21 protein-coding genes and 1 riboswitch are annotated in these 22,147 nt (G+C 69.9%); of the genes, 15 read left to right on the forward strand and 6 right to left on the reverse strand.

Going from position 1 to position 22,147, the window contains the following annotated elements; all coding sequences use genetic code 11:
• The first annotated feature begins 13 nt into the window (after positions 1-13).
• Complete coding sequence (gene trpD, locus FFS52_RS00285; protein WP_065630045.1) at positions 14-1,084, forward strand: anthranilate phosphoribosyltransferase; 1,071 nt, start codon at positions 14-16, stop codon at positions 1,082-1,084.
• Positions 1,085-1,130: 46 nt separating this feature from the next.
• Here trpD and FFS52_RS00290 read toward each other — a convergent pair whose 3' ends face one another.
• Both FFS52_RS00290 and FFS52_RS00295 read right to left on the reverse strand, forming a co-directional pair.
• Positions 1,131-1,409: an Lrp/AsnC ligand binding domain-containing protein gene (locus FFS52_RS00290; RefSeq protein ID WP_058253073.1), complete on the reverse strand. Its 279-nt coding sequence runs from the start codon at positions 1,407-1,409 to the stop codon at positions 1,131-1,133.
• A 26-nt stretch (positions 1,410-1,435) separates the two neighbouring features.
• Positions 1,436-3,238, reverse strand: coding sequence for a DEDD exonuclease domain-containing protein (locus FFS52_RS00295; RefSeq protein ID WP_068972089.1), 1,803 nt, complete (start codon positions 3,236-3,238; stop codon positions 1,436-1,438).
• 275 nt (positions 3,239-3,513) lie between these two features.
• Here FFS52_RS00295 and FFS52_RS00300 point away from each other — a divergent pair, with 275 nt between their 5' ends.
• The 5 genes from FFS52_RS00300 (at position 3,514) to FFS52_RS00320 (ending at position 8,584) form a co-directional block, all read left to right on the forward strand.
• Complete coding sequence (locus tag FFS52_RS00300) at positions 3,514-3,744, forward strand: hypothetical protein (protein ID WP_231742564.1); 231 nt, start codon at positions 3,514-3,516, stop codon at positions 3,742-3,744.
• A 107-nt stretch (positions 3,745-3,851) separates the two neighbouring features.
• A riboswitch (cyclic di-AMP (ydaO/yuaA leader) is annotated at positions 3,852-4,083 on the forward strand.
• Between the two features lie 16 nt (positions 4,084-4,099).
• Positions 4,100-4,786 carry a C40 family peptidase gene (locus tag FFS52_RS00305; protein ID WP_068972088.1) on the forward strand — a complete coding sequence of 229 codons (687 nt, stop codon included), beginning with the start codon at positions 4,100-4,102 and terminating at the stop codon, positions 4,784-4,786.
• 230 nt (positions 4,787-5,016) lie between these two features.
• Complete coding sequence (locus tag FFS52_RS00310; RefSeq protein ID WP_068972099.1) at positions 5,017-6,054, forward strand: NlpC/P60 family protein; 1,038 nt, start codon at positions 5,017-5,019, stop codon at positions 6,052-6,054.
• Between the two features lie 8 nt (positions 6,055-6,062).
• Positions 6,063-7,460 carry a hypothetical protein gene (locus FFS52_RS00315; RefSeq protein ID WP_137808474.1) on the forward strand — a complete coding sequence of 466 codons (1,398 nt, stop codon included), beginning with the start codon at positions 6,063-6,065 and terminating at the stop codon, positions 7,458-7,460.
• Entirely contained in the window at positions 7,460-8,584 is a 1,125-nt protein-coding gene (locus tag FFS52_RS00320; RefSeq protein WP_137808475.1) for a glycosyltransferase family 4 protein, read from the forward strand. Before FFS52_RS00315 ends, FFS52_RS00320 begins: the two co-directional genes overlap by 1 nt.
• A 25-nt stretch (positions 8,585-8,609) precedes the next feature.
• Here the strand turns inward: FFS52_RS00320 and FFS52_RS00325 are convergent, their stop codons facing one another.
• Positions 8,610-10,418: an AMP-dependent synthetase/ligase gene (locus FFS52_RS00325; RefSeq protein ID WP_137808476.1), complete on the reverse strand. Its 1,809-nt coding sequence runs from the start codon at positions 10,416-10,418 to the stop codon at positions 8,610-8,612.
• Between the two features lie 108 nt (positions 10,419-10,526).
• Between FFS52_RS00325 and FFS52_RS00330 the strand changes: the two genes are divergently transcribed.
• From FFS52_RS00330 to FFS52_RS00355, 6 genes are all read left to right on the forward strand, one after another.
• Positions 10,527-10,958: a hypothetical protein gene (locus tag FFS52_RS00330; RefSeq protein WP_137808477.1), complete on the forward strand. Its 432-nt coding sequence runs from the start codon at positions 10,527-10,529 to the stop codon at positions 10,956-10,958.
• A complete protein-coding gene (locus FFS52_RS00335; RefSeq protein WP_058253066.1) occupies positions 10,958-11,395 on the forward strand; it encodes an SRPBCC family protein in 438 nt (145 codons plus the stop codon). The genes FFS52_RS00330 and FFS52_RS00335 overlap by 1 nt, the downstream gene beginning before the upstream one ends.
• A gap of 20 nt (positions 11,396-11,415) precedes the next feature.
• Positions 11,416-12,645: an ArsA-related P-loop ATPase gene (locus tag FFS52_RS00340; protein ID WP_137808543.1), complete on the forward strand. Its 1,230-nt coding sequence runs from the start codon at positions 11,416-11,418 to the stop codon at positions 12,643-12,645.
• A gap of 200 nt (positions 12,646-12,845) precedes the next feature.
• The gene (locus tag FFS52_RS00345) at positions 12,846-13,352 is read left to right on the forward strand and encodes a hypothetical protein (RefSeq protein ID WP_068972086.1); all 507 of its coding nucleotides are present in this window, start codon (positions 12,846-12,848) and stop codon (positions 13,350-13,352) included.
• On the forward strand, positions 13,352-14,359 hold the full coding sequence (locus tag FFS52_RS00350) for an ROK family protein (protein ID WP_058253064.1): 1,008 nt from the start codon (positions 13,352-13,354) through the stop codon (positions 14,357-14,359). The genes FFS52_RS00345 and FFS52_RS00350 overlap by 1 nt, the downstream gene beginning before the upstream one ends.
• A gap of 154 nt (positions 14,360-14,513) precedes the next feature.
• Complete coding sequence (locus FFS52_RS00355) at positions 14,514-15,221, forward strand: lysophospholipid acyltransferase family protein (RefSeq protein ID WP_137808478.1); 708 nt, start codon at positions 14,514-14,516, stop codon at positions 15,219-15,221.
• Here the strand turns inward: FFS52_RS00355 and FFS52_RS00360 are convergent, their stop codons facing one another.
• Positions 15,222-16,793: a mannosyltransferase gene (locus FFS52_RS00360; protein WP_137808544.1), complete on the reverse strand. Its 1,572-nt coding sequence runs from the start codon at positions 16,791-16,793 to the stop codon at positions 15,222-15,224.
• Positions 16,794-16,896: 103 nt separating this feature from the next.
• Between FFS52_RS00360 and FFS52_RS00365 the strand changes: the two genes are divergently transcribed.
• Positions 16,897-17,379, forward strand: a complete 483-nt coding sequence (locus tag FFS52_RS00365) for a polyadenylate-specific 3'-exoribonuclease AS (RefSeq protein ID WP_058251695.1) — start codon at positions 16,897-16,899, stop codon at positions 17,377-17,379.
• A 43-nt stretch (positions 17,380-17,422) separates the two neighbouring features.
• On the forward strand, positions 17,423-18,814 hold the full coding sequence (locus FFS52_RS00370; protein ID WP_065632283.1) for a class II 3-deoxy-7-phosphoheptulonate synthase: 1,392 nt from the start codon (positions 17,423-17,425) through the stop codon (positions 18,812-18,814).
• Positions 18,815-18,826: 12 nt separating this feature from the next.
• On the opposite strand, the gene FFS52_RS00375 is transcribed toward FFS52_RS00370, so the two are convergent.
• Positions 18,827-20,023 carry a protein kinase gene (locus FFS52_RS00375; RefSeq protein ID WP_065632284.1) on the reverse strand — a complete coding sequence of 399 codons (1,197 nt, stop codon included), beginning with the start codon at positions 20,021-20,023 and terminating at the stop codon, positions 18,827-18,829.
• Between the two features lie 152 nt (positions 20,024-20,175).
• Between FFS52_RS00375 and FFS52_RS00380 the strand changes: the two genes are divergently transcribed.
• Positions 20,176-20,541, forward strand: coding sequence for an Rv2175c family DNA-binding protein (locus FFS52_RS00380; RefSeq protein ID WP_058251861.1), 366 nt, complete (start codon positions 20,176-20,178; stop codon positions 20,539-20,541).
• On the opposite strand, the gene FFS52_RS00385 is transcribed toward FFS52_RS00380, so the two are convergent.
• Positions 20,510-22,141, reverse strand: coding sequence for an alpha-(1->6)-mannopyranosyltransferase A (locus tag FFS52_RS00385; RefSeq protein WP_137808545.1), 1,632 nt, complete (start codon positions 22,139-22,141; stop codon positions 20,510-20,512). The two genes, FFS52_RS00380 and FFS52_RS00385, sit on opposite strands and share 32 nt — an antisense overlap.
• Between the last annotated feature and the right edge of the window lie 6 nt (positions 22,142-22,147).

Genomic DNA, 22,147 nt, shown 5'->3' on the forward strand with positions numbered 1-22,147 from the left:
ATGCTGACTCCCCGTGAGCACCGCACAGTCTGACTTCAGCTGGCCGCAGATCCTCGGCAAGGTCACCGATCGCCTCGACCTCGACGCCGACGAGGCGGCGTGGGCGATGAACGAGATCATGACCGACAGTGCGACCGGAGCCCAGATCGCCGCGTTCGGCGTCGGCGTGAAGATGAAAGGTGCCGCACCGGCGGAGCTCCTCGGGTTGTCCCGCGCGATGCTCGACCACGCGACGCTCGTGGACGTCGGTCGCCCGGCCGTCGACGTCGTGGGGACCGGCGGCGACCGGTCGCACACGGTGAACATCTCCACGATGACGTCGATCGTGATCGCTGCGTCGGGCGTCGCGGTGGTCAAGCACGGCAACCGTGCGGCGTCGTCGAAGAGCGGCGGTGCCGACGTGCTGGAGGCGCTCGGCGTCGACATCTCCCTCGACGCCGCCGCGGTCGCGCAGTGCGTGTCGGAACTCGGGATCGGCTTCTGCTTCGCGCCGGTGTTCCATCCGGCGTTCCGCTTCACCGGTCCGCCGCGCAAGGAGATCGGCATCCCGACGGTCTTCAACGTGCTGGGGCCGCTGACCAACCCGGCGACACCCAGCCGGGGGCTGATCGGCTGCGCCTTCGCCGACCTCGCGCCGGTTCTGGCGCGGGCCTTCGCCGAGCGCGGCGGCTCCGCGCTGGTGGTCCGCGGCGACGACGGTCTCGACGAACTGACGACCACCACCACGTCGACGGTGTGGCAGGTTGTCGCCGGGCAGGTGAACGAACTCACCGTCGACCCGACGGATCTGGGGATCGCGCGCGTGGAACTCTCCGCCCTGCAGGGGGGAGACGCGACGGTCAACGCCGCGATCGCCCGCGAGTTGCTGGCCGGGACCACGGGCCCGGTCCGGGACGCGGTGCTGCTGAACTCGGCCGGCGCCATCGTCGCGTTCGAGCAGGAGGCCCCGATGAGCTCGGCGGAACTGACCGATGCCCTCGGCGCCGCGAAGGAGCGGGCGGCCGATGCGATCGACAACGGTGCCGCCGCCGACCTGCTGCAGCGGTGGGCCGAGCTCAGCGGCCGGCTCGCCGCGCCCGCCTGACGGTCACGCTGCCCCGAAATCCTTGTGGGGCTCAGTGTTCGGCGGGTCAGTTCTCGCCGATGGAGAAACCGCCCTCGACGTCGGAGCTGGAGTAGCTGCGGAACGCGATGTGTGTCGCGCTCTTGAGAACCCCGGGTAGCCGGTTGATCTGGCCGGTGACGACCGTCGCGATCTGTTCGTGGTCACGGACCCGGATCTTCGCGATCAGATCGACGTCGCCCGCACAGGAGTACACCTCTTCGACCCCGGGGATGTCGGCGACGGCCTGGGCGGTCTCCGGGATCCGGTGGATGTCGGCCTGGATGAGCACGATGGCGGTGATCATGTCGCCAGCCTAGTGGTGCGTGGCCCTCAGCTCGCCTGCCGTGTGCGAGAGTCGGCGACGGGTCTGGCCGCACGTGCGTCGTGCGCCGACTGCGACCAGCCGAGCCGGCGTTCGGCGGAGCCGGCGGGCAGGGCGACCGGCTCACTCGTCGACACGATGCGCGCGCCCGGTTCGGTCATCCAGCGGTACACGAGGCCGACCTCCTCGGCCGGCGCGCCCCGCAGCGGACCGGGGCCCGGTAACACGGTCTCCGCGGCCGCGACGAGCGCGTCGACGACGGGCATGGGCGAGACTCCGCGTCGAGCGCGCCCGGCGGCGGCGAGCCGTCCGTACCGGATGACCGCGAACTGCCAGCCGCGTTCACCGTCGGGCCGGGCGACCACGATCTCGGCGATCGCGCACAGCGCGGCCAGTCGCTGGCAGCGGGCGAGGGCGTCGATCGTGAGCGCGAGACGGTCCCGATGCCGCGCCGCGGTCTCGAACATGTGCGCCTTGGCGAGGTCGGCGAGACGCGCGGTGAGGCCGTCGAGGAGTTCGTCGGCCTCACCCCGCATGAGCCGGCGGGCCGCGGTGACCCGGGGAGAGTAGTCCGGCACCGTCTGCGGCTGCGCCGTGGCCGCCCGGCAGGACCCCGGCCGCCGCCTCCCATCGGCCTCGGGACACCAGTGGTAGCCCGTCGCGCCGAGCCGTGTCGTGCACGTGCGCAGACCGGCGGCCGCCGAGATCACGTCGGCGACGGTCGCCGCGTTGTTGCGGTTGCCCACCGGGCCGATCGACTCGTCGGTGGGTGTTCGGCTGACCTTGAGCCGGGGGAAGCGTTCCTCGGTCAGGGTCACCCACCAACCCTTGTGCGGCTGGGTCGATCGTCGGTTGTACGCCGGTGCGTGCGCGCCGAGGAGCCGGAGTTCGCGGACGGCGGCCTCCAGGGCGTGGGAACACTCCACGACGTCGACCCGCTGGGCGAGGAGCACCATCTCCGCGATGCGGCGGCGCGGGTCGTTGCCACTGAAGTACGACCGGACCCGGCGGCGGAGGTCCACCGCGGTGCCCACGTAGAGGACCTCGTTCGACGGGCCGCGGAACAGGTACACCCCGGGCCGGGCCGGGACATGGTCGGCGAGTGCGCGTTTGGCGCGCAGGCGCGGGTTGGTCTTCGGGAGATACGACGTCAGGTCGCCGACGGTCGCGATGCCCTGATTGCCGACGCGCTCGAGGAGCCGGTGGAAGACCTCCACCGTGGCGCGCGCATCGTCGAGCGCCCGGTGGGTGGGCCGCACGGAGACGTCGAACAGGTCGGCGAGCGCGCTGAGCTTGACCGTCGGCGCCTCGTCACGGCTGAGGATGCGCCGGGCCATGGTCACCGTGCACAGGCTGAGGCTGAACGTCCACGGCAGGTGGAGCCGGATCGCGTTCTGCCGAAGGAAACCCATGTCGAAACGAGCGTTGTGGGCCACCAGGATCGAGCCGCGGGCGAACTCGAAGAACGACGGCAGCACCGACTCGATCCGGGGGGCGTCGGTCAGCATCGCGGTGGTGATGCCGGTGAGGGTCACGATCTGCGGGGGGATCGGCCGGCCGGGGTCGACCAGCGTGGCGAACTCGCCGACCACCTCGCCGCCGCGGATCTTGACCGCGCCGATCTCGGTGATCCGGTCGCGGACCGGGTCGGACCCGGTGGTCTCGAGGTCGACGACGACGAGGGTCGTCTCGAAGAGCGACCGGTCGCTGAACTCGTTCGACGTCTCACCCGTGGCCCCCTGGTCGGCGGCCTCCAGGTCGGCGAAGGTGAGCTGCCCCGCGGGCGAGCCGTCCACGCTGGTCTGCGTCACCCGGCGAACACTAGTTCGATCCACCGACATCGCGACCGCGACGCTCCGACATCGTGTCGTGTGACCCGTGTGACTGCTGTGTCGATCGCTGTTCGACGGACTTGTCGGTGGGCGCCCCTAGTCTCCACCTGGACGTGAGAAATGCGGTCTTCTCACGGTCACAACGACCCGTAACGGGGCCGACGCGGCCCACCCTCGCCAGATGAGATGGAGATCACATTATGTACGTCGATTGTGCGCGCTGCCCGGCTCGTCCCGTCGCTTGCGACGGGTGCATGATGACAGTGCTGTTTGGTGGCCCGAGCTGGGACGATATGCCGCACGAAGGTGGAGTTTCGGTAACGGCGGCCACCTCGGACGCGGATGCCGAACTGGACCTCGCCATCGACGTTCTGCAGGCTGCTGCAATGGTGACCAGCGGCGCTGCACGATCTGCAAGATCAGCCAAAACCGCAGTTCAGGCGCCGGATCGACGCGCTTCTGTGACCGTCCTCAGGGCAGGCTGAGAAGCGGCCGAGGTTTGGCTGTCTGTCGCTTAGTGGACAGAGCGCATCCGATTTCGTAACCTTTCTGAGACCTTTGCGGAGCGTCCCGCTTCAACAGAAGTGGTCCGCAGTAGTCACCGCTCAATCGCCCTCGCGGGCGAACCGGGGAACCACAACCTTCGGACGGGCTCGTCGGAGCGCATCACCACTGATGCGACTCGGTCGAAACCGATCCGAATCGGGGTGAATCGCGTTGCCATGCATGAGTGTCCAGTGGATACCTCATGCGCGAAAACGTGTAGGGCCACTCTTCCGGCCCGAACCCGACAGCTAACTCGGTCGGCGGTAGAGGAAGATCTGAAGGAGAACTCGCTTCGTGGCCAAACATCGTTTGGAACAGCCCAATCGTGGCAGCACGGTCGCCAAGAAGGCGGTGATCGCTGGATCGATCACACTCGGTTCGCTCGCCGCAGCCGCCGGCCCTGCTCTCGCCGCCCCGGTCCACACCCCGCTGGGCACTTTCGAGATCCCGGCCCTGCCCGGCGCGAAGGCCCCGGAGGCCAAGCCCGCGCCTGAGGCCACGCCGGTGAAGAAGTCGCCCGCCGCCACGGTCGAGATCCCCAACCTGGGGCAGTTCACCGTGCCGGGTATCGCGCCGGAGCAGATCCCGCAGCAGTTCCGTCCGCAGGGTGGCGGCGCGCCCCTGGGCCAGCCGCAGCTGACCGCCGGTCAGAAGGCGGTAAAGGCCGCCGAGAGCAAGATCGGTGCGCCGTACTCCTACGGCTCCGCCGGCCCCAACGCATTCGACTGCTCGGGCCTCGTCTACTGGTCCTACAAGCAGGCCGGCAAGAACATCCCGCGCGACAGCTACGGCCAGCTCGGCGGCGGACGCGCGGTGTCGTACTCCGAGGCCAAGCCCGGCGACGTCATGATCTTCAACGGTGGCGGCCACGCCGGCATCTACGTCGGCAACGGTCAGTTCGTCCACTCGTCCAACTACGGCACGCCGGTCAAGCGCGACGCCGTCAAGGAGTGGACCCTGACGGGCATCCGTCGGTACTGACGACAACTGAACACGAACAGACTGAGCACGAAGGTCTCTGGACGGGCGGATCGCGTGGATTGCGATCCGCCCGAACCAGTCCCGGGGGCCGGTCGGCCGCCTAGGGTGGTCGACGGGACGCGGGGTACGGGTGCAGGGGCCCGGGATGCTCAGGGATCGACGAGCACACACGAGGGAGTGAGTAGACCGTGCTGATCGGGGAGGGGCGTGGTCGCGCGACGCGGCCGAGGATGCGTTCGGGTCCGCTGATGGTGGCGCTCTGTGTCCTGTCGGCGTTCGCCGTTCTGGCACCGACCGTCGCCGGCGGCGTCGGGGACGCCCGTGCGGTGCCCGCACGCTCGGCCGATCAGCTGCTCGACCGCTACAAGCAACTGGGCATCGACGCGGAGAAGACCACCGAGGCGATGCACAACGCCAAGATCGAGTACGACAAGCAGCGCGGCATCGTGGCGGCGGCCAAGAAAGCCGCGGCCGAGGCGCAGCAGACGCTGGACACCAGCCGCGCCCAGCTCGCCGTGCACCAGAACCGAGTGGACGCGATCGTCCGCGCCAGCTATCAGGGCGCGCGGGTCAGCGGGCTGTACGCCGTGATGGTCAGCGACTCCCCGCAGGCGCTCCTGGACCAGATGTCGGGTCTCGACATGATCTCGCGTCAGGCGTCGGTGGACCTGACCGCGATCAAGAAGGTACGGGCCAGGACCGCCATCGCGAAGAAGGATGCCGAGCGCACGGCGGTGGCCGCCTCCGAGGCGGTCTCCCGCGCCGAACGGGTCCGTGGTGACCTCCAGACGAAGCAAGCCGACCTGCAGCTCCAGGCGATCCAGATCCGGTCGATCTACAAGTCGATGACCGGCAAGCAGTTGGCGGCTCTGCGCGGTCCGACCTTCGACTTCGATCCGCGACTGGTGCCCAAGGGCACCGCCGCCGGGCTGATCGCCACCCACGCCGCGCTCACCCGGATCGGTGACCCCTACGTGTGGGGCGCCACCGGACCGAATTCGTTCGACTGCTCGGGACTCATGGTGTGGGCGTTCCGGCAGGCCGGCAAGACCATCCCGCGATCGAGTCAGGCGCAGATGGCCGGCGGTCAGCCGGTCGAGAAGAACGATCTCAAGCCCGGTGATCTGGTCATCTACTATCCCGATGCCCATCACGTCGGTATGTACGTCGGTGACGGTTATGTCATCCACGCCTCGACCTTCGGCGTTCCGGTCAAGGTCGAGCCGCTCGACGAGGCCGGACCGTACAACTCTGCCCGCCGGTTCTAGTCCCACCGGTGACCTCACCGCGCGGGCGCGCCGGCCTCGTCTCGGCCGTGGTCGTTCTGGTCATCGCAGTTGCCACCGCGTGCGGCACGGTCGATGTGCCCGGCGGGCCCGGCTCGTCCGCAGCGCCCGTGTCGTCGAGCCCCGCGGTCAACGTCTACGAGCGTGATCGAGCGGCGGGCGTCACGCGGTTGCTCGACGCGCTCACCGAAGCGGTGCGTTCCGGGGATGTGCGGGCGATCGGCACCCTCGTCGACACCGCTGCCACCCCGGCGTTCAAGGACAGATTCGTCACGGCCGCCGCGGGTTTCGCGCCCAGCCGGTTCACGCCGCGGAACGGTCGCAGCGGCACCCTGCGGTTCGCAAGGTTCGGCTATCAGCTTGCGCCCACCGAAGAGGCGGAGGTGCTCGTACCCGGTGAGTTGCAGGAGCTCCTCGATGCCGGGGGGAGTTCGGACTCGTGGGTCGCTCCGGTGGAGTTGCGCTATGCGCTCGGCGGCGAGGGGGTCCCGGGAGTCGACGAGGCCGAGGTGGTCGTCGGCACCCAGTTCGTGGTCGCCCGCTACGGCGAGGCCTGGCGCCTCGTCGGAGACGCCACGGCCCTGGGAGGAGAACCCGCACCTACTCAGATGTGGGAGCTGCCCGGACTCCAGGTGGCCGACACCGCCACCGCAGGCGGCACGTCGGTGGTCGCCTCGTATCCCCGAACGTCGTCGACGGTGGCGACGCTGCAGCGGGAGCTGCCCGGGGCGGTGGATGCCGTCAGTGACTTCTGGGGCGACGACTGGGATCGCCGCGCCGTCGTGGTCGCCACGGCGACCGACGACGAGTTCGCCGCCCTCGTACCCGAGGGCCGAGCGGCGACCGGGACCGCGGCGGCCGCGACCGTGTTCAGCAGCCTCGACCTGGTCCAGCGCACCGCGACCGGACAGCGCATCATCCTGACCCCGGCGGCCCGGGAACTCGCCGCACCGACGCTCGCGGTGGTTCTCCGGCACGAGTTGACCCATGTCGCGGCCCGCGTTCACACCGCGCTCGACGCGCCGCTCTGGATCATCGAGGGCGTGGCCGAATACGTCGGGCGCAACGGGACTTATACGAGGATCGCGGATGCCGCACCCGACCTGATCGCGTCCGTGCGTGCCGATCGGATTCCGACCGGGCCACCCGCCGACACCGACTTCGCGATGGACGGTCAGACTTCACAGGTGGCTTATCAGAGTGCGTGGTCGCTGGCCGCCTACGTCGCCGATCGATTCGACGAGGCGCGGCTGAAGAAGTTGTACATGGGGGTCGCGGCGTCGGCCCTGCCCGCGGCGCAGGACGCGGCGATCGCCTCGAGTCTCGGGCTGACGCGTGCCGAACTGGTCGCGGGATGGCAGCGGTGGCTCGAAGCGCAGGCCCGTTGATGTCTCGAACGTTGTTGCTCACCAACGACTTTCCGCCCCGTCCGGGCGGGATCCAGTCCTACCTGCAGAATCTGGTGGACCTGCTGCCGCCGGAGGACGTGGTCGTCTACGCGCCCCGGTGGCGCGGTGACTCGCACGAGAAGTTCGACGCGGCCGCCCCGTATCGGGTGTACCGGCACCCGACGACGCTCATGCTCCCCACCCCGTTCGTGGCGCGGCGTGCCGCGGAGATCGTGCGCCGCGAACAGATCTCGACGGTGTGGTTCGGCGCGGCCGCGCCGCTGGCCGTGCTGGCGCCGGCGATGCGTCGCGCGGGCGCGCAGCGGATCATCGCCAGCACGCACGGTCACGAGGTCGGGTGGTCGATGCTGCCGGGCGCGCGGCAGGTGCTCGGGCACATCGGCCGCCACACCGATGTGATCACCTTCGTCAGCCGATACACCCGCGGCCGATTCGCGTCGGCCTTCGGCGCCCGCGCGGCCCTGGAACACCTGCCCCCCGGTGTCGACACCGAGCGGTTCGCCCCGGATCCGGTGCTGCGACAGCGGTTTCGCGAACGTCTCGACCTCGGGGAACGTCCGACGATCCTCTGCCTGTCGCGGCTGGTGCCCCGCAAGGGGCAGGATGTGTTGATCCGCGCGCTGCCGCTGATCCGGCGCACCATCCCCGACGCGACGCTGGTCATCGTGGGCGGTGGTCCCTACGGGAAGACCCTGCGCGACCTCGCGGTCGACACGGGGGTGGCCGACCATGTGATCTTCACCGGTTCGGTGCCCGCCGACGACCTCGCGGCCTACCACAACATCGCGGACGTCTTCGCGATGCCGTCCCGGACGAGGGGGCGCGGCCTGGACGTCGAGGGCCTGGGGATCGTCTACCTGGAGGCGTCGGCGTCGGGGGTGCCCGTGGTCGCCGGGTTGTCCGGTGGCGCGCCGGAGACCATCGAGGAGGGGGTCACCGGCACCGCCGTCGACGGCACCGATGTCGACGCGGTCGCCCTGGCGATCCTGGCGATCCTCGGTGATCGCGCGGCCGCGGCCGAGATGGGCCGGGCCGGACGGCGTTACGTCGTCGAGAACTGGCAGTGGAGCCAGATGGCGGCCCGCCTGCGCCAGTTGCTCTGAAGAGCAACCGGCGCCGGCGGGGAGCTCACCGCTGGTAGATCGCCTCGATGTCGCCGGCGAACTTCTCCACGACGACGTTGCGCTTGACCTTGAGCGTCGGCGTCATCTCGCCGGTCTCCTCGGTGAAGTCGGTCGGCAGGATGCGGAACTTCTTGATGGCCTCTGAATGCGACACCGTCTTGTTGGCGAGGTCGACGGCCGACTGGACCTCGGCGCGCAGGTCGGTGTCGTCGGCGAGGTCGGCGACCGTCGCGGACGCGGGCTTGCCGGTGCGCTCCTTCCACGCCGGGAACGCCTCGGGATCGATCGTGATCAGGGCGGCCACAAACGGTTTCGCGTCGCCGACGACGGTGGCCTGCGAGATCAGGGCGTTGGCGCGGATGACGTCCTCGAGTCCGGCGGGGGAGACGTTCTTGCCGCCGGCGGTCACGATCAGTTCCTTCTTGCGGCCGGTGATGGTGATGAACCCATCGGCATCCACGGTGCCGAGGTCGCCGGTATGGAACCAGCCGTCGATCACGGCCGATGCGGTGGCCTCCGGGTTCTGCCAGTACTCGGTGAAGACGACACCGCCGTGCAGCAGCACCTCTCCGTCATCGCCGATCCGAACAGCATTGCCCGACAACGGCTTCCCGACACTGCCGATCTTCGACGCCGACGGGGTGTTCACGCTGAAGGCCGCCGTGGTCTCGGTCAGGCCGTACCCCTCGTAGACGGGCACGCCGACGCCGGAGAAGAAGTGACCCAGGCGGGCGCCGAGCGGCGCGCCACCGGAGATCGCCATCTGGCACTCGCCACCGAGGGCGGCCCGGAGCTTCTTGTAGACGAGCGCGTCGAAGACGCCGTGCTTGACTTTCAGCGCGAGACCGACCTGCCCCTTCTCCGTCGCCTGCGAGTAGGCGATCGCGGTCTCGGACGCGGCGTCGAAGATCTTTCCCTTGCCGCCGTCGTGGGCCTTCTGCCGGGCGGTGTTGTACACCTTCTCGAACACGCGCGGCACGGACAGGATGAGCGACGGTTTGAAGACGGCGAACTCGTCCACCAGGTTCGGGATGTCGCTGGTGTGTCCCACCTCGATGCCTGCCTCGATGGCGACGAGCGTGATGGCCCGGGCGAGCACGTGGGCGAGGGGAAGGAACATCAGCAGACGCTTCTCGTCGCGGGCGATGACCTGATCGAGGATGTCGCCGGCGAGGACCGCCCGCACCTCCGACAGCATGTTGGCGTGGGTGAGTTCGCAGCCCTTGGGCCGTCCGGTGGTCCCCGAGGTGTAGATCAGCGTCGCCGGGTCGGCGGCCCTGACGGTGGCCCGGCGGGCCGCGACCTCGTCGTCGTGGACGTCGGCACCGGCGGCGACGAGCTCGCCGACGGCACCCGGCCCGTCGGTGCGGTCGATCTGGAAGACGGTCACCGGCGTGGTCAGGGAGTCGATGGACTCGAACTCGGCGCGATGTCCGTCGTCCTCCAGGACGATCGCGACCGCACCGGAATCCTGCATGATCCATTCGATCTGGCCGGCGGAGGACGAATCGTAGATGGGCACGGTGATCGCGCCCGCGGACCAGATCGCGAAGTCGAAGAGATTCCACTCGAGGCGGGTGCGCGACAGCAGCGCCACCCGGTCCCCGGGGTTGACGCCGGAGGCGATCAGGCCCTTGGTGATGGCGGAGATGCGGGAGGCGGCCTCGGCGGCGGTGACCGGCTCCCACCGGTCGCCCTGCTTGTGGCGGAACACGATGTGCTGCGGTGATCGCTGCGCCAGGCCGAAGATGATGTTCGTGCAGTTCTCGTCGTCGCCGATCGAGAACTTCGCGGGCACGCTGTACTCGCCCATCGTGGTTACCCTTCAGTAGACATCAGTCACCGAATCGTATCCCCGACACGGAATCGGACTCATCGCGACGTCGGTTTCGGGTGCACTACCCTGCGCCGACACGAGTATGTGAAGCTAGTGGGCGTGACGAGCATCCAGGTGGCCGACGAGGTCTTCGTCGCCGCGGCGCCGCCGTCGGCGACCGCCGTGATCGGCGACCCCGCCAACTGGCGCCGGTGGTGGCCGGACCTGCGTTTGGCGGTCACCGAGGACCGGGGCGAGCAGGGCGTGCGCTGGCAGGTCGCGGGTCCGGTGTCGGGGACGATGGAGATCTGGAACGAGGCGGTCCTCGACGGCTTCGTGCTCCACTACTTCCTCCACGCCGAACCCGCCGGTCCGCTGCCCGACGATCCCCGCGCCCGCGCCGACGTGCTGGCCGAGCAGAACAAGCTGCGCCGCGTGACGGGCAAAGAAGTCTCCTTCGAGGTCAAACGACTGCTGGAGAAGGGCCGCGTCGTCGGTGGTCCCGCCGCCGGTCTCGAGTCGGCCGGGATGCGGTGATGGCCGACCACACCGAACGCGACATCGTCATCGGCGCCGACGCCGACGCCATCCTCGCCGTCATCGCCGACTTCGAGCACTACCCGGAGTGGGTGACCGCCGCCCGCGAGGTCGAGGTGCTGCGCACGGATGAAGCCGGCCGCGCCCTCGAGGTCAGGTTCGTGCTCGACGCCGGTGTCCTCCAGGACACGTATGTGCTTGCCTACGAATGGGATCGGAACGCCCCCGCGGTGTCGTGGCGCCTGGTGTCGAGCGATCTGCAGAAGGATCAGCGCGGACGATACGTGCTGACCCAACAGGTCCCGGGATCGACGAAGGTGACCTACGAACTCATGGTCGACCTGCAGGTGCCCATGATCGGCCAGCTGAAGCGGCGAGCCGAGAAGGCGATCACCGATGCCGCGCTGAACGACCTCAAGAAGAGGGTCGAAGGCTGATCGATCTCACACCCATCCACATCGTGCTCGGGCCGGGGGGTTCCGGTGTCTCCGCGGTCGCGGCCGCCGGCGCGACCCAGCGTCCCGGCACCTCCCGGGCGGCCCGGGCCGTGCCCCGGTCGGGCCTGTCGGCAGCCGAATCCGACACGCTCCTCATCACCGTCGACCGCTGGTCGCCGGTTCCCGACTGGGCACGGGTGTACCGCCGGCCCGGCGAGCCCGTCGCGGTGTCCAAATACCTGCACCTGTTGACCCTGGACCGACTGGACCTCACCGAACGCACATGGTCGGCGTTCGTCGAGGTGCTCGAGCACACCGTGAGCCGCAGCAAGACGGCCCTGCCCGGCGTCGGCACCCTGGCCGGGATCGACGCCGCCGAGCTCACCTCGTTGCCCGGGATCGACGACTTCCTGCTCCTGCGCCGTATCCGGGACGAGGCGATCAGCGGCCGGTGGCAGCGGATCGTCGTCGACTGTTCCGGATGTGGTGACCCACTCCAGTTCCTCCGTGGCGGAGCAGTTCTCAGCCAGGCCCTCAACCGGTTCTGGCCGCGTCACCGACGCCTCGCGATGGCCTCCGAGCGTCCGATGGTCGCGCAACTGACGGCCGCGGTCGACGCCATCGACCGGGACTGCCTCGACATCGCCGAACTGTTCGCCGATCCGCATGCGGTGGCGGTGCACCTCGTTCTCGCCGCCGACGACCGGAGCCGACGACTCACCGGCCACCATCTCGCCGCCGCCGACCTCATGGGCCTGCCGCTGGCCTCGGTCCAGGTCAACGCGGGCGTCGGCGCCGAACCGGCGGCCGAGGTCGCGGACATGGTGCGGGCCGAACTCGCCGGTTCCGACGGTTCGCGTTCCGTCGTCGTCGAGGTGGTCGAGAAATCGCCCGGTGCGATCGATCGCATGGCGCGGCTCCGCAAGCTCTCGGTCTCGTTGCCGGCACCGCACGGCGTCCCCCGGGGTTCGGCCGCGGCCGAGGTCGAGGCGGGCCAGGGGCGCGTGAGCGGCAAGCCGGCCGGTCCGGTGTACCGGTTGTCGTGGCCGCAGCGCCTACCGGAACCGGATTCGCTGGCGCTCGGGCGCAGCGGAGACGACCTCCTGGTGACGATCGCGGGATTCCGCCATCCGGTGCGGCTGCCGTCGGTGCTACGGCGCTGCACGGTCGTCGACGCCGACTGGGACGGCACGACCCTGGGCATCGGCTTCGTCCCCGATCCGGCGGTGTGGCCCCGGCCGCAGAACTGAACCGGTTCCTCGGCCCGCTACGTCGGCGCCGCGCAGTTCCCGACGGCCAGGTGGGACGGCGATGGTGGAATGATCCCGCCCGGGCGGGGTACGTTCGCCAGACCGCACTGTTCGAGACGGCAGGGTACGGTGCCGATGACCCCGACGACAGACACGCGGGTGGGTGTTCGCGCGGGGCCGGGAGAAGGGGAGAGTTGGCGATGGGCACGGACGACGAGACGTTCCGGCAGGCCGGTGACGGGTCCGCGGACGGGCGTCGCGACGGACCCGCCGATCCGGTGCGCGACCTGCTGCTCGGACTGGCCGCCCAGATCGACCACCTGGCCGCGCTCTTCGCGCCGGCTCCGCAGTCGGCCACCGCCGGTGGTGCGGACGCAACGGGGACGCGCCCCGGTTTCGCCGCTTTCGCCGACGGTGGTCCGCTCGGGCATGCGCTCTCCGGGGCGTCGGGGGAGATCACCTCGTTGCTCGCCGAGATCGGCGATCTGGTCGCCCGGCTGATCGCGGCGGTCATCGCCGTACTCGAGGCCATCGCCGAGGCGCTGCGTTCGTCGCCGACCTCATCGGCGTCACCACGCCAGTACGAACCGATCGCGGTGCGATTCAACGGACCGGCCGCCGGGCGCGAGGCCGGCACACCGCGACGCGGTGATGCCTCACGGCGGGCTACGCCGCCCCCCGAACCCGGCCCCGGGCAGGAGAACTGATGGGCGACCTGACGATCGGCATCGACATCGGCGGCACCAGCGTGCGCGCCTCGGTGGTCGACGACCGGGGGACGATGCTCGACACCCTCCGCGCGCAGACCCCGCCGACCGCGGCCGCGCTCGAGCACTGTCTGGACCGGTTGGTCGGCGAACTGACCTCGCGCTGGGACGCGAAGGCGGTCGGGCTCGCGATCGCCGGCTTCCTGACCACCGACCGCAGCATCGTCCGGTTCGCGCCGCATCTGCCCTGGCGCGAGGCGCCGGTCGCCGAGGAGATGACCCGCCGCGTCGGGATCCCGGTCTTCGCCGAACACGACGCCAACGCCGCCGCGGTGGCCGAATGGCGGTTCGGCGCGGCGGCCCGTGGGCACAACACCGTCGTCCTGGCGATCGGGACCGGGATCGGCGCCGGGTTCGTGATCGACGGGGAGATCTACCGCGGAAGTTACGGCGTCGCACCGGAACTCGGACATCTGACGATCGTCCCCGACGGGCGCGCCTGTGCCTGTGGCAAACGCGGCTGCTGGGAGCGGTACTGCAGCGGCACCGCACTCGTGGACACCGTGGTCGAGTTGCTCGCCGACGGCGACTGGGGGCGCAGCCAACTCGCCGCCGATGTCGCCGCGGACCCCGGGTCGCTGACCGGCCGTCGGGTCGCCCGCGCGGCCGCCGACGGGGACGCCGTCGCGCTGGCCGCGTTCGCGCGGTTCGCGACGTCGCTCGGCCAGGGGCTCGCGATGATCGCCGACATCTTCGACCCCGACCTCATCGTCCTGGCCGGCGGCGTCGGCGCGGCGTCGGGGCTGTTCCTCGACGAGGCCCGGGAGCACTACGCCCGCCAGGTCACCGGTGCCGGACACCGTCAGCTCGCGCGTATCCGCGGTACCCAGCTCGGCGAGACCGCCGGCGTCGTGGGCGCGGCCGAGGTTGCGCGACAGGCGATCCGGACGGCCGCACGCCCTCTGGCCGACCCGCACCCCGAGACACGGCCGGTCTCCGGGCTCTGAGTGCTCCCGGCGAGACCCCGAGCGGTCCCGGCCGGACGGTAGAGTGCGACGCGGGTAAGGTCTTGGCGTCGGGACACTCCTCGGTTCCGCGGTCTCCGCGGCGCGGTTGTCCGGCGGTGGTCATCGGGTCGGTGTGCGCGGCGAGGAGATTCTCATGTGGTACTGGGCGTTCAAGTACATCTTTCTCGGTCCGATCCTGCGGGTCCTCGGCCGGCCGACGATCGAAGGACACGAGAACATCCCGACCGACGGCCCGGCGATCCTGGCGAGCAATCACCTCGCGGTGATGGACAGCTTCTTCCTGCCGCTGATGGTGGACCGCCGCATCTACTTCCTCGCCAAGAGCGAGTACTTCACCGGTACGGGGCTCAAAGGTGGTTTCCAGCGCTGGTTCTTCACCGCGGTCGGTCAGATCCCCATCGACCGGTCGGGAGCCGAGGCCGCCGAGGGTGCGCTCACCGCGGCACGCCGCCAGCTCGACAAGGGCAAGCTGATGGGGATGTACCCCGAGGGCACCCGATCGCCCGACGGACGCCTCTACAAGGGGAAAACCGGTCTCGCCCGGCTGGCGATGGACACCGGGGTGCCGGTCATCCCCGTCGCGATGATCGACACCCACAAGTTCAACCCGCCGGGCAGCATCCTGCCGCGACCCACCCGGGTGTCGGTGCGCATCGGCAAGCCCCTGGACTTCTCGCGCTACGAGGGCATGGAGGGCAACCGCTACATCGAACGCGCGGTCACCGACGAGATCATGTATGAGCTGATGCAGCTCTCGGGTCAGCAGTACGTCGACATCTACGCCGCGAGCCTGAAGAACCAGGCCCCGCCGGTCGAGCCCCCGGCGGCCGACGCCGCCTGATCAGCCGGCGTCGCCGACCCGGGTGCCGTCCAGGACGGCGCACAGCTCCGGAATCCAGTCGCGATCTGCCGGGACGATCTCGGCGGCGTCGAGGTGTCGTAGCTCGTCGGCGGAGAACCAGCGCACGTCGAGGTGCTCGAGCGCGGTCGGAGTCCCCGAACGCAACCGCGCAACGTAGGCGTGCAGGGTCAGGCCACCGGGCAGCGCGACCGGGGAGCCGACGCCCTCGCCGGCTTCGACCTCGGCTCCGAGCTCCTCGCGGATCTCCCGAACCAGCGCCGCCGCATGGGTTTCCCCCGACTCGACACGACCGCCGGGCAGTTCCCACAGACCGGCGAGTTCGGCGGGACGGGACCGCTGCGCCAGCAGCAGCCGGCCGTCGGCGACGATCGCCGCGGCGACGACGTCGCGCGGTCGGGTGTCGCGGGGTTCGTCGCGCGCGGCGCGCGTCGCGATCATCCAGGCGAAGGTGACGAAGGTTGCCGCCGGCCACGCGGCCCCGAAGATCGCCTCGAGTGCCGCCGGGGGATGGGGACCGTACTCGATCGTGACCCGGAGCAACCACGGAATCCCGAGGCCCGCGACCACGATCCACATCGCGAGGACCGCCCGCGCGCCCCGGCGCCGCGAACCGGTGCCGTGCACGAGCCAGATTCCCAGCGGGATGATCCACACCCAGTGATGGACCCACGAGATCGGCGACACCAGGAGTCCGAAGAGCTGGACCACCAGCAGGATGCCGAGCGCGTCGGACACCGCGCGGCCGGCGAACACCGCCACCACGACCGCGACCAGGACGCCGACCATCCAGATCCAGCCCGACCCCACGTCGAAGCCCACGAAGCGGGACAGGGTGCCGCGCAGGCTCTGATTGATCACCGCCTCGACGGGGCCGATGCGCTCGGCGTCGCCGAGTAGGGTCCCGTAGTAGGTGCGGGTGACGTCGGGGAAGAGCAGCAGGCAACCGAGGACGGTGAAGACGAAGGCGACCGCGGCGGCCAGGGCGCCCAGGGGTTTGCGGGCGGCGAGATACCAGAGCCCGGAGATCGCCGGGGTGAGCTTGACCCCGGCCATCAGACCGATGAGTGCGCCGCCGGCGAGCACCCCGCGGTCGCTGCGCGCCCAGGTGACCGCCAGCAGGGTGCCCAGCATCAGGAAGACGTTGATCTGGCCGTAGTCCAGGGTGACCCGGACCGGTTCGCACCAGATCGCGGGGGCGGTCCAGAGTGCGGCCACGGCGTAGACGTCGGTCGTCGACCCGCACAGGCGTAAGGCGAGGACGACGCAGGTGTACAGGGCTCCGAACGTCGCGAGCTGCCAGCCGATGGCCACCAGGTCCCATGGCACGAGAGACAACGGGTACAGCACGACGGCCGCGAACGGCGGATACGTGAAGGGCAGGGCGAAGTCGGTCTCACCGGCGTAGGTGAAGAGATAGAGCGACCCGTCGGCGAGACCCGCCGAACCGTCGCGGTAAACGTGCAGGTCCACGAAGTTCCTGCCGTTCACGGTCAGCGTGTCCCAGACGAGCCGCGCGATGATCGACGCCGCCAGGAGAGCGGTCGCCAGCACGGACCTGGAGCGCACGAAATACCAGGGTAGACAGCCGGAGGGCGGTATGGCGAAACGGTGCGCGGTGAGCGGGTCGGCAGGAGGGTGTGTGAATACTTGACCCATGCGTTTCTTCTACGACTCGGAGTTCATCGAGGACGGCACCACCATCGAGCTGGTCTCGATCGGGGTCGTCGGTGAGGACGGCCGCGAGTTCTATGCGGTGTCGACCGATTTCGACCCCGGCCGGGCGGGGGACTGGGTGCGGGCCAACGTGTTGCCGAAACTGCCCTCGCCGTCGTCGTCCGCGTGGCGGGACCGTCGACGCATCCGGGAAGATCTCCTCGAGTTCCTCACCGCCGACGGCTCCGACATCGAGCTGTGGGCCTGGGTGGGCGCGTACGACCATGTCGTGCTGTGCCAGTTGTGGGGTCCCATGACCGCGCTGCCGCGCGAGATCCCGCGGTTCACCCGTGAGCTGCGGCAGCACTGGGAGGCCGCGGGCCGACCGGCGTTGCCGCCCACGCCGTCGGACGCGCACGACGCGCTGAGCGACGCCCGGCACAACCTGCGCCGGTGGGAGGCGATCGAGAAGGCCCGCGTCTGACCCGCGGACGAATCCACGGCCACGTCTCCTCTACCCTGGACGGGTGGTGAACTGGACCGTAGACGTTCCGATCGACGACCTTCCCGAGCTCCCGCCGCTTCCGGGGGATCTCCAGACGCGCTTCGACGACGCGATCAGCCGCCCGGCGGTACAGCAGCCGAGCTGGCCGGCCGACGAGGCGCGCAAGATGCGGACTGTCCTCGAGTCGGTCCCGCCGATCTGTATGCCCGCCGAGGTCCAGACGCTCGCCGCGCAGCTGGCCGACGTCGCCGAGGGGCGTGCATTCCTCCTGCAGGGCGGTGACTGCGCGGAGACGTTCGCCGACAACACCGAACCGCACATCAAGGGCAATATCCGCACGTTGTTGCAGATGGCGGTCGTGCTCACCTACGGCGCCAGCATGCCGGTGGTCAAGGTCGCCCGGATCGCCGGCCAGTACGCCAAGCCGCGATCATCCGACACCGACGCCCTGGGGCTGCCCTCCTACCGCGGCGACATGGTCAACGGGTTCGTGGCCGACGCGGCGGTGCGGGCACACGACCCGTCCCGGCTGGTGCGCGCCTACGCGAATGCCGCCGCCGCGATGAACCTGGTCCGCGCCCTCACCCAGGCCGAGGCGGATCTGAGCCGGGTGCACGACTGGAACCGCGAGTTCGTGCGCACGTCACCCGCCGGCGCACGCTACGAGGCCCTGGCGTCCGAGATCGATCGCGGCCTGCGGTTCATGGACGCCTGCGGCGTCACCGATTCGAATCTGAACTCCGCCTCCATCTTCGCCTCGCACGAAGCGCTCGTCCTCGACTACGAACGCGCCATGCTGCGGCTGGCCGACGACCCCGGGGGTGCCGGCAAGGTCCTCTACGACCTCTCCGCGCACTTCCTGTGGATCGGGGAGAGGACCCGCCAGCTCGACGGCGCCCACATCGCGTTCGCGGAGCTCATCAGCAATCCGATCGGCGTCAAGATCGGGCCCACGACGACGCCCGAGCAGGCCGTCGAATACGTCGAGCGTCTCGATCCGCACAACGTGCCGGGGCGACTCACGCTCGTCGCGCGGATGGGCAACGGCAAGGTCCGCGACGTGCTGCCGGCCATCGTCGGCGCCGTCGAGGCGACCGGCCACAAGGTCATCTGGCAGTGCGATCCGATGCACGGCAACACCCATGAGGCGTCGACCGGCTTCAAGACCCGGCACTTCGACCGCATCGTCGACGAGGTGCAGGGGTTCTTCGAGGTGCATCGCGCGTTGGGCAGCCATCCCGGTGGCGTCCACGTCGAGTTGACCGGCGAGGACGTCACCGAATGTCTCGGTGGTGCACAGGAGATCTCGGATCTCGACCTCGGGGGACGCTACGAGACCGCCTGCGATCCGCGGTTGAACACGCAGCAGTCGCTCGAGCTGGCGTTCCTCGTCGCGGAGATGCTGCGCGGCTGAGGGAGCGGGGCGTCAGCCGATCGCCAGGAACGTGCTGCCGACCCAGAAACCGAGGGCGCCGAGGCCGCCGACCAGCACCAGCACGACGACTATCCAGACCAGCGCGCCGAGCCGGCTGCCGCCGATGAGTTCGGGCTCGACGGCCATCGGCCGTGAGGTACGACGGGTCACCGGACGCGGCGCGGAGCCGACGTCGTCGCGCTCGGCCGCAGGTTGCTCCACGGGTGTGGCTGTGTCCGCGGGCCGCGCCGGGCCGGGCACCGACTGGACCCGGGTGCCATGGCCGCCGGGATCGGGGCCCCGGTAGCGCGACACCGTCTGACGCTCGGCCGACCGGCGCGGCGCGGGCACCGTGAACGGCGGGAGGCCGAGTTCGTCGGCGACGGCGAGCAGGGCCCGTTGCATGTCGAAGCCGTCGGCATATCGATCGGCGGGGTTGCGTTCGGTCGCGCGCAGCACGATCTCGTCGAACTCCTCCGGCACCCCCGGGATCACGTCGCCCGGCGCCGGCACGTCGAAGCTGAGTCGCTGGTAGGCGAGAGCCAGGGGTGAGTCGCCCGAGAAAGGTGTTCTGCCCGTGAGGAGTTCGAACATCATCACACCCATGGAGTAGACATCGCTGCGAGCGTCGGCGTGGGTGGACTCGACCTGTTCGGGGGAGAGGTAGGCAGCGGTCCCGAGGATCACGCTGGCCGAGGTCACCCCGGCCTCGGCCACGGCTCGCACCAGTCCGAAGTCCGCGACCTTCACCTCGCCCTCGTCGGAGATGAGCACGTTCTCGGGTTTCACGTCCCGGTGCACCAGACCCGCGGCATGTGCGGTGCCGAGCCCGCCCAGAACCGGCGCGGCCACCGCGACGACGGCATGGGGCGGCATCGGGCCGCGCTCGCGCAACAGTTCGCGCAGGCTGCCCCCGTCGACCAGTTCCATCACCAGGAACGCGATGCCGTCGTCGATGCCCTGGTCGTACACCGCGACGAGCCCGGGATGTTTCAGGCCGGCGACCGCGCGTGCCTCGAACTCGAAGCGGCGCAAGAACTGTGGGTCTCCCGAGTACCGGGAGTCCATCACCTTCACCGCCACGTCGCGTCCCAGCCGCAGGTCGACGGCGAGGTAGACCGCCGACATGCCGCCGCGCGCGATGGGCGCGTCGATCCGGTACCGGTCCTCGAGGACGGTCCCGAGCATCGTGTCGACGGGGGAGTTCACGCTGCCGAATCTACCTGCAGCCCGGGCCGGTCGAGAGCATCGGCACGATGCCGACCGAGGGTGTCGCCGCCGGGGCGTTCGCGGGTCTCGTTCGTCATGTCGTCGCGACCCGACGGTTTCTCCCGCTCCCGACTACCGGCTACCCTTTCGACGTGGGTTCCCTACCGTTGTCGCCTGACACTCTGCCTTCCGACACCGAGTTCCTGTCGATCGACGATGTCGCCGACCGCCTCGGGGTGTCGACCAACCGGGTGCGGACACTCATCCGTGACCATCACCTGCTCGCGGTCTCCCACAACGGATACCCGGCGATTCCGGCGCTCTTCGTGGACGAGGGCGGCGTCGCGAAACACTTCTACGGGCTCGTGGCGGTCCTGATCGACGGCGGTTACACGCGCGACGAGGTGATGGAGTGGCTGTTCACCGAGCAGGAAGATCTCGGACTCCACCCGGCGGCAGCGCTGCACACGGATCTGGCCCGCGAGGTCATCCGCCGGGCGCAGGCCCAGGCTTTCTGAGCGACGCCCCGGCCCCGAACCCCCGGGGTCCGGACTCCCGGTGCTCGGCCTCGGCGCGCCCCGACTCCTCGACGCCCGTCTCCGCGAGGACATCCGACGCGAGAGTGTCCTCGCCGGCCGGGGTCGCGCCCCACGCCCACCTCCCGAACCGGCGCAGCCGCAACGGGTCCCGACGGGTCAGCGACCAGGCCGCGACGCCGGCCAGTGCGGCCGCCAGCGTCACCTCGACAGGTTTGTAGAAGACGATCGCGTCGTCGGGCTGGAACACGATCAGCAGGAACGTCGAGGCACCGACGACCGTGGCCCGCACCCACATCGGCAGGTCGAAGGCCACCGCGATCACCAGCACCCACGTGTAGTACCAGGGCAGCGTCGACGGTTCGAGCAGGAGTACGGCCAGCATCGCCCACGCCATCCCGGCGACCGCGTCCCGCACGTCGTGGCGGTGGCGCCACCAGAGCGCGACCAGCGTTACCGCGAGGACCACCGAACCGATTGCCCGCGTGACCTCCAGCACCGGTTGCAGATTGAGGGCGACGAACGGCGCCGCGACGAGGGTCACGACATGGGCGGCGAGGGTGGGAATGGTGAACCAGTTGATGATGACGTCGGCCCACCCCAGGCCGGTGAGCCAGCCGAGTCCCAAGCCGATCACCAGGGTCCACAGGCCGAACACCGCGACCGCGATCCCGACGATGGATGCGAACACCGTCACCACGTCGCGGGCGGTCACCGGTCGCCGGGAACGGATGTGCGACAACCAGATCCACAAGACGAACGGCAGTGCGATGCCGGCGGTGATCTTGATCGACACCGCGAGCGCCAGGACGGCTGTGCCCACCACGTGCCGGCCGTCGACCACCAGGACGATCCCGGTGACGAGGACGCCCATCATCAGCAGCTCCACGTGCGGTCCCGCCACGAGATGGATCAGGACCAGCGGGTTGAACAGCACCAGCCACAGTCCGGCTTGCGGGGAGGCCCCGAACCGCTCCGCCAATCGGGGTATCGCCCAGAGGGACAGGAAGAGTCCGGGCAGCAGCACCAGCCGGATGGCCAGCACGCCGAGGACGACCTGGTCGCCGGTGATCTCGGTGACGACGCGCAGCATGCCCATGAAGAAGGGGCCGTACGGTGCCGTCGTGGTCGCCCAGACCTGCGCCATGCTGTCGACGAGCGGACCGGGCAGGTGGGCGGGACCGTCGGCATACGGGTCGAAACCGGCGCCGAACACCGCGCCCTGGGCGAGATAGGCGTAGACGTCGCGCGAGTACACCGGCACCGCGACGAGCAGGGGAGCGGTCCACACGAGTACCCATCGGCTCAGCGTCCGCGTCGTCGGCGCGGTGTCGGTGGCGGAGGAGATGATCCGACGCCCCAGCCGGACCCACCCGAACACCATGAGGAACACGCCCAGCCAGAACAGCGTCCCGAAGACGTTCTTGCCGTGCCCGTACGTGATCCAGCTCAGACCCAGATCGGAGAGGAGAGCGGAGTTGCGCGGCGGGTCGCCGACCCCGAAGCTGCCGAGACAGACCAGCACGGACCCGATCGCGCCGAGGATCAGATCGCCCCGAGCGGCCGTGGCGGCACCTGTCACGGAAGT

It is taken from the genome of Gordonia sp. ALPHA1B1, from assembly GCF_005502615.1.
Lineage (GTDB): Bacteria > Actinomycetota > Actinomycetes > Mycobacteriales > Mycobacteriaceae > Gordonia > Gordonia hongkongensis.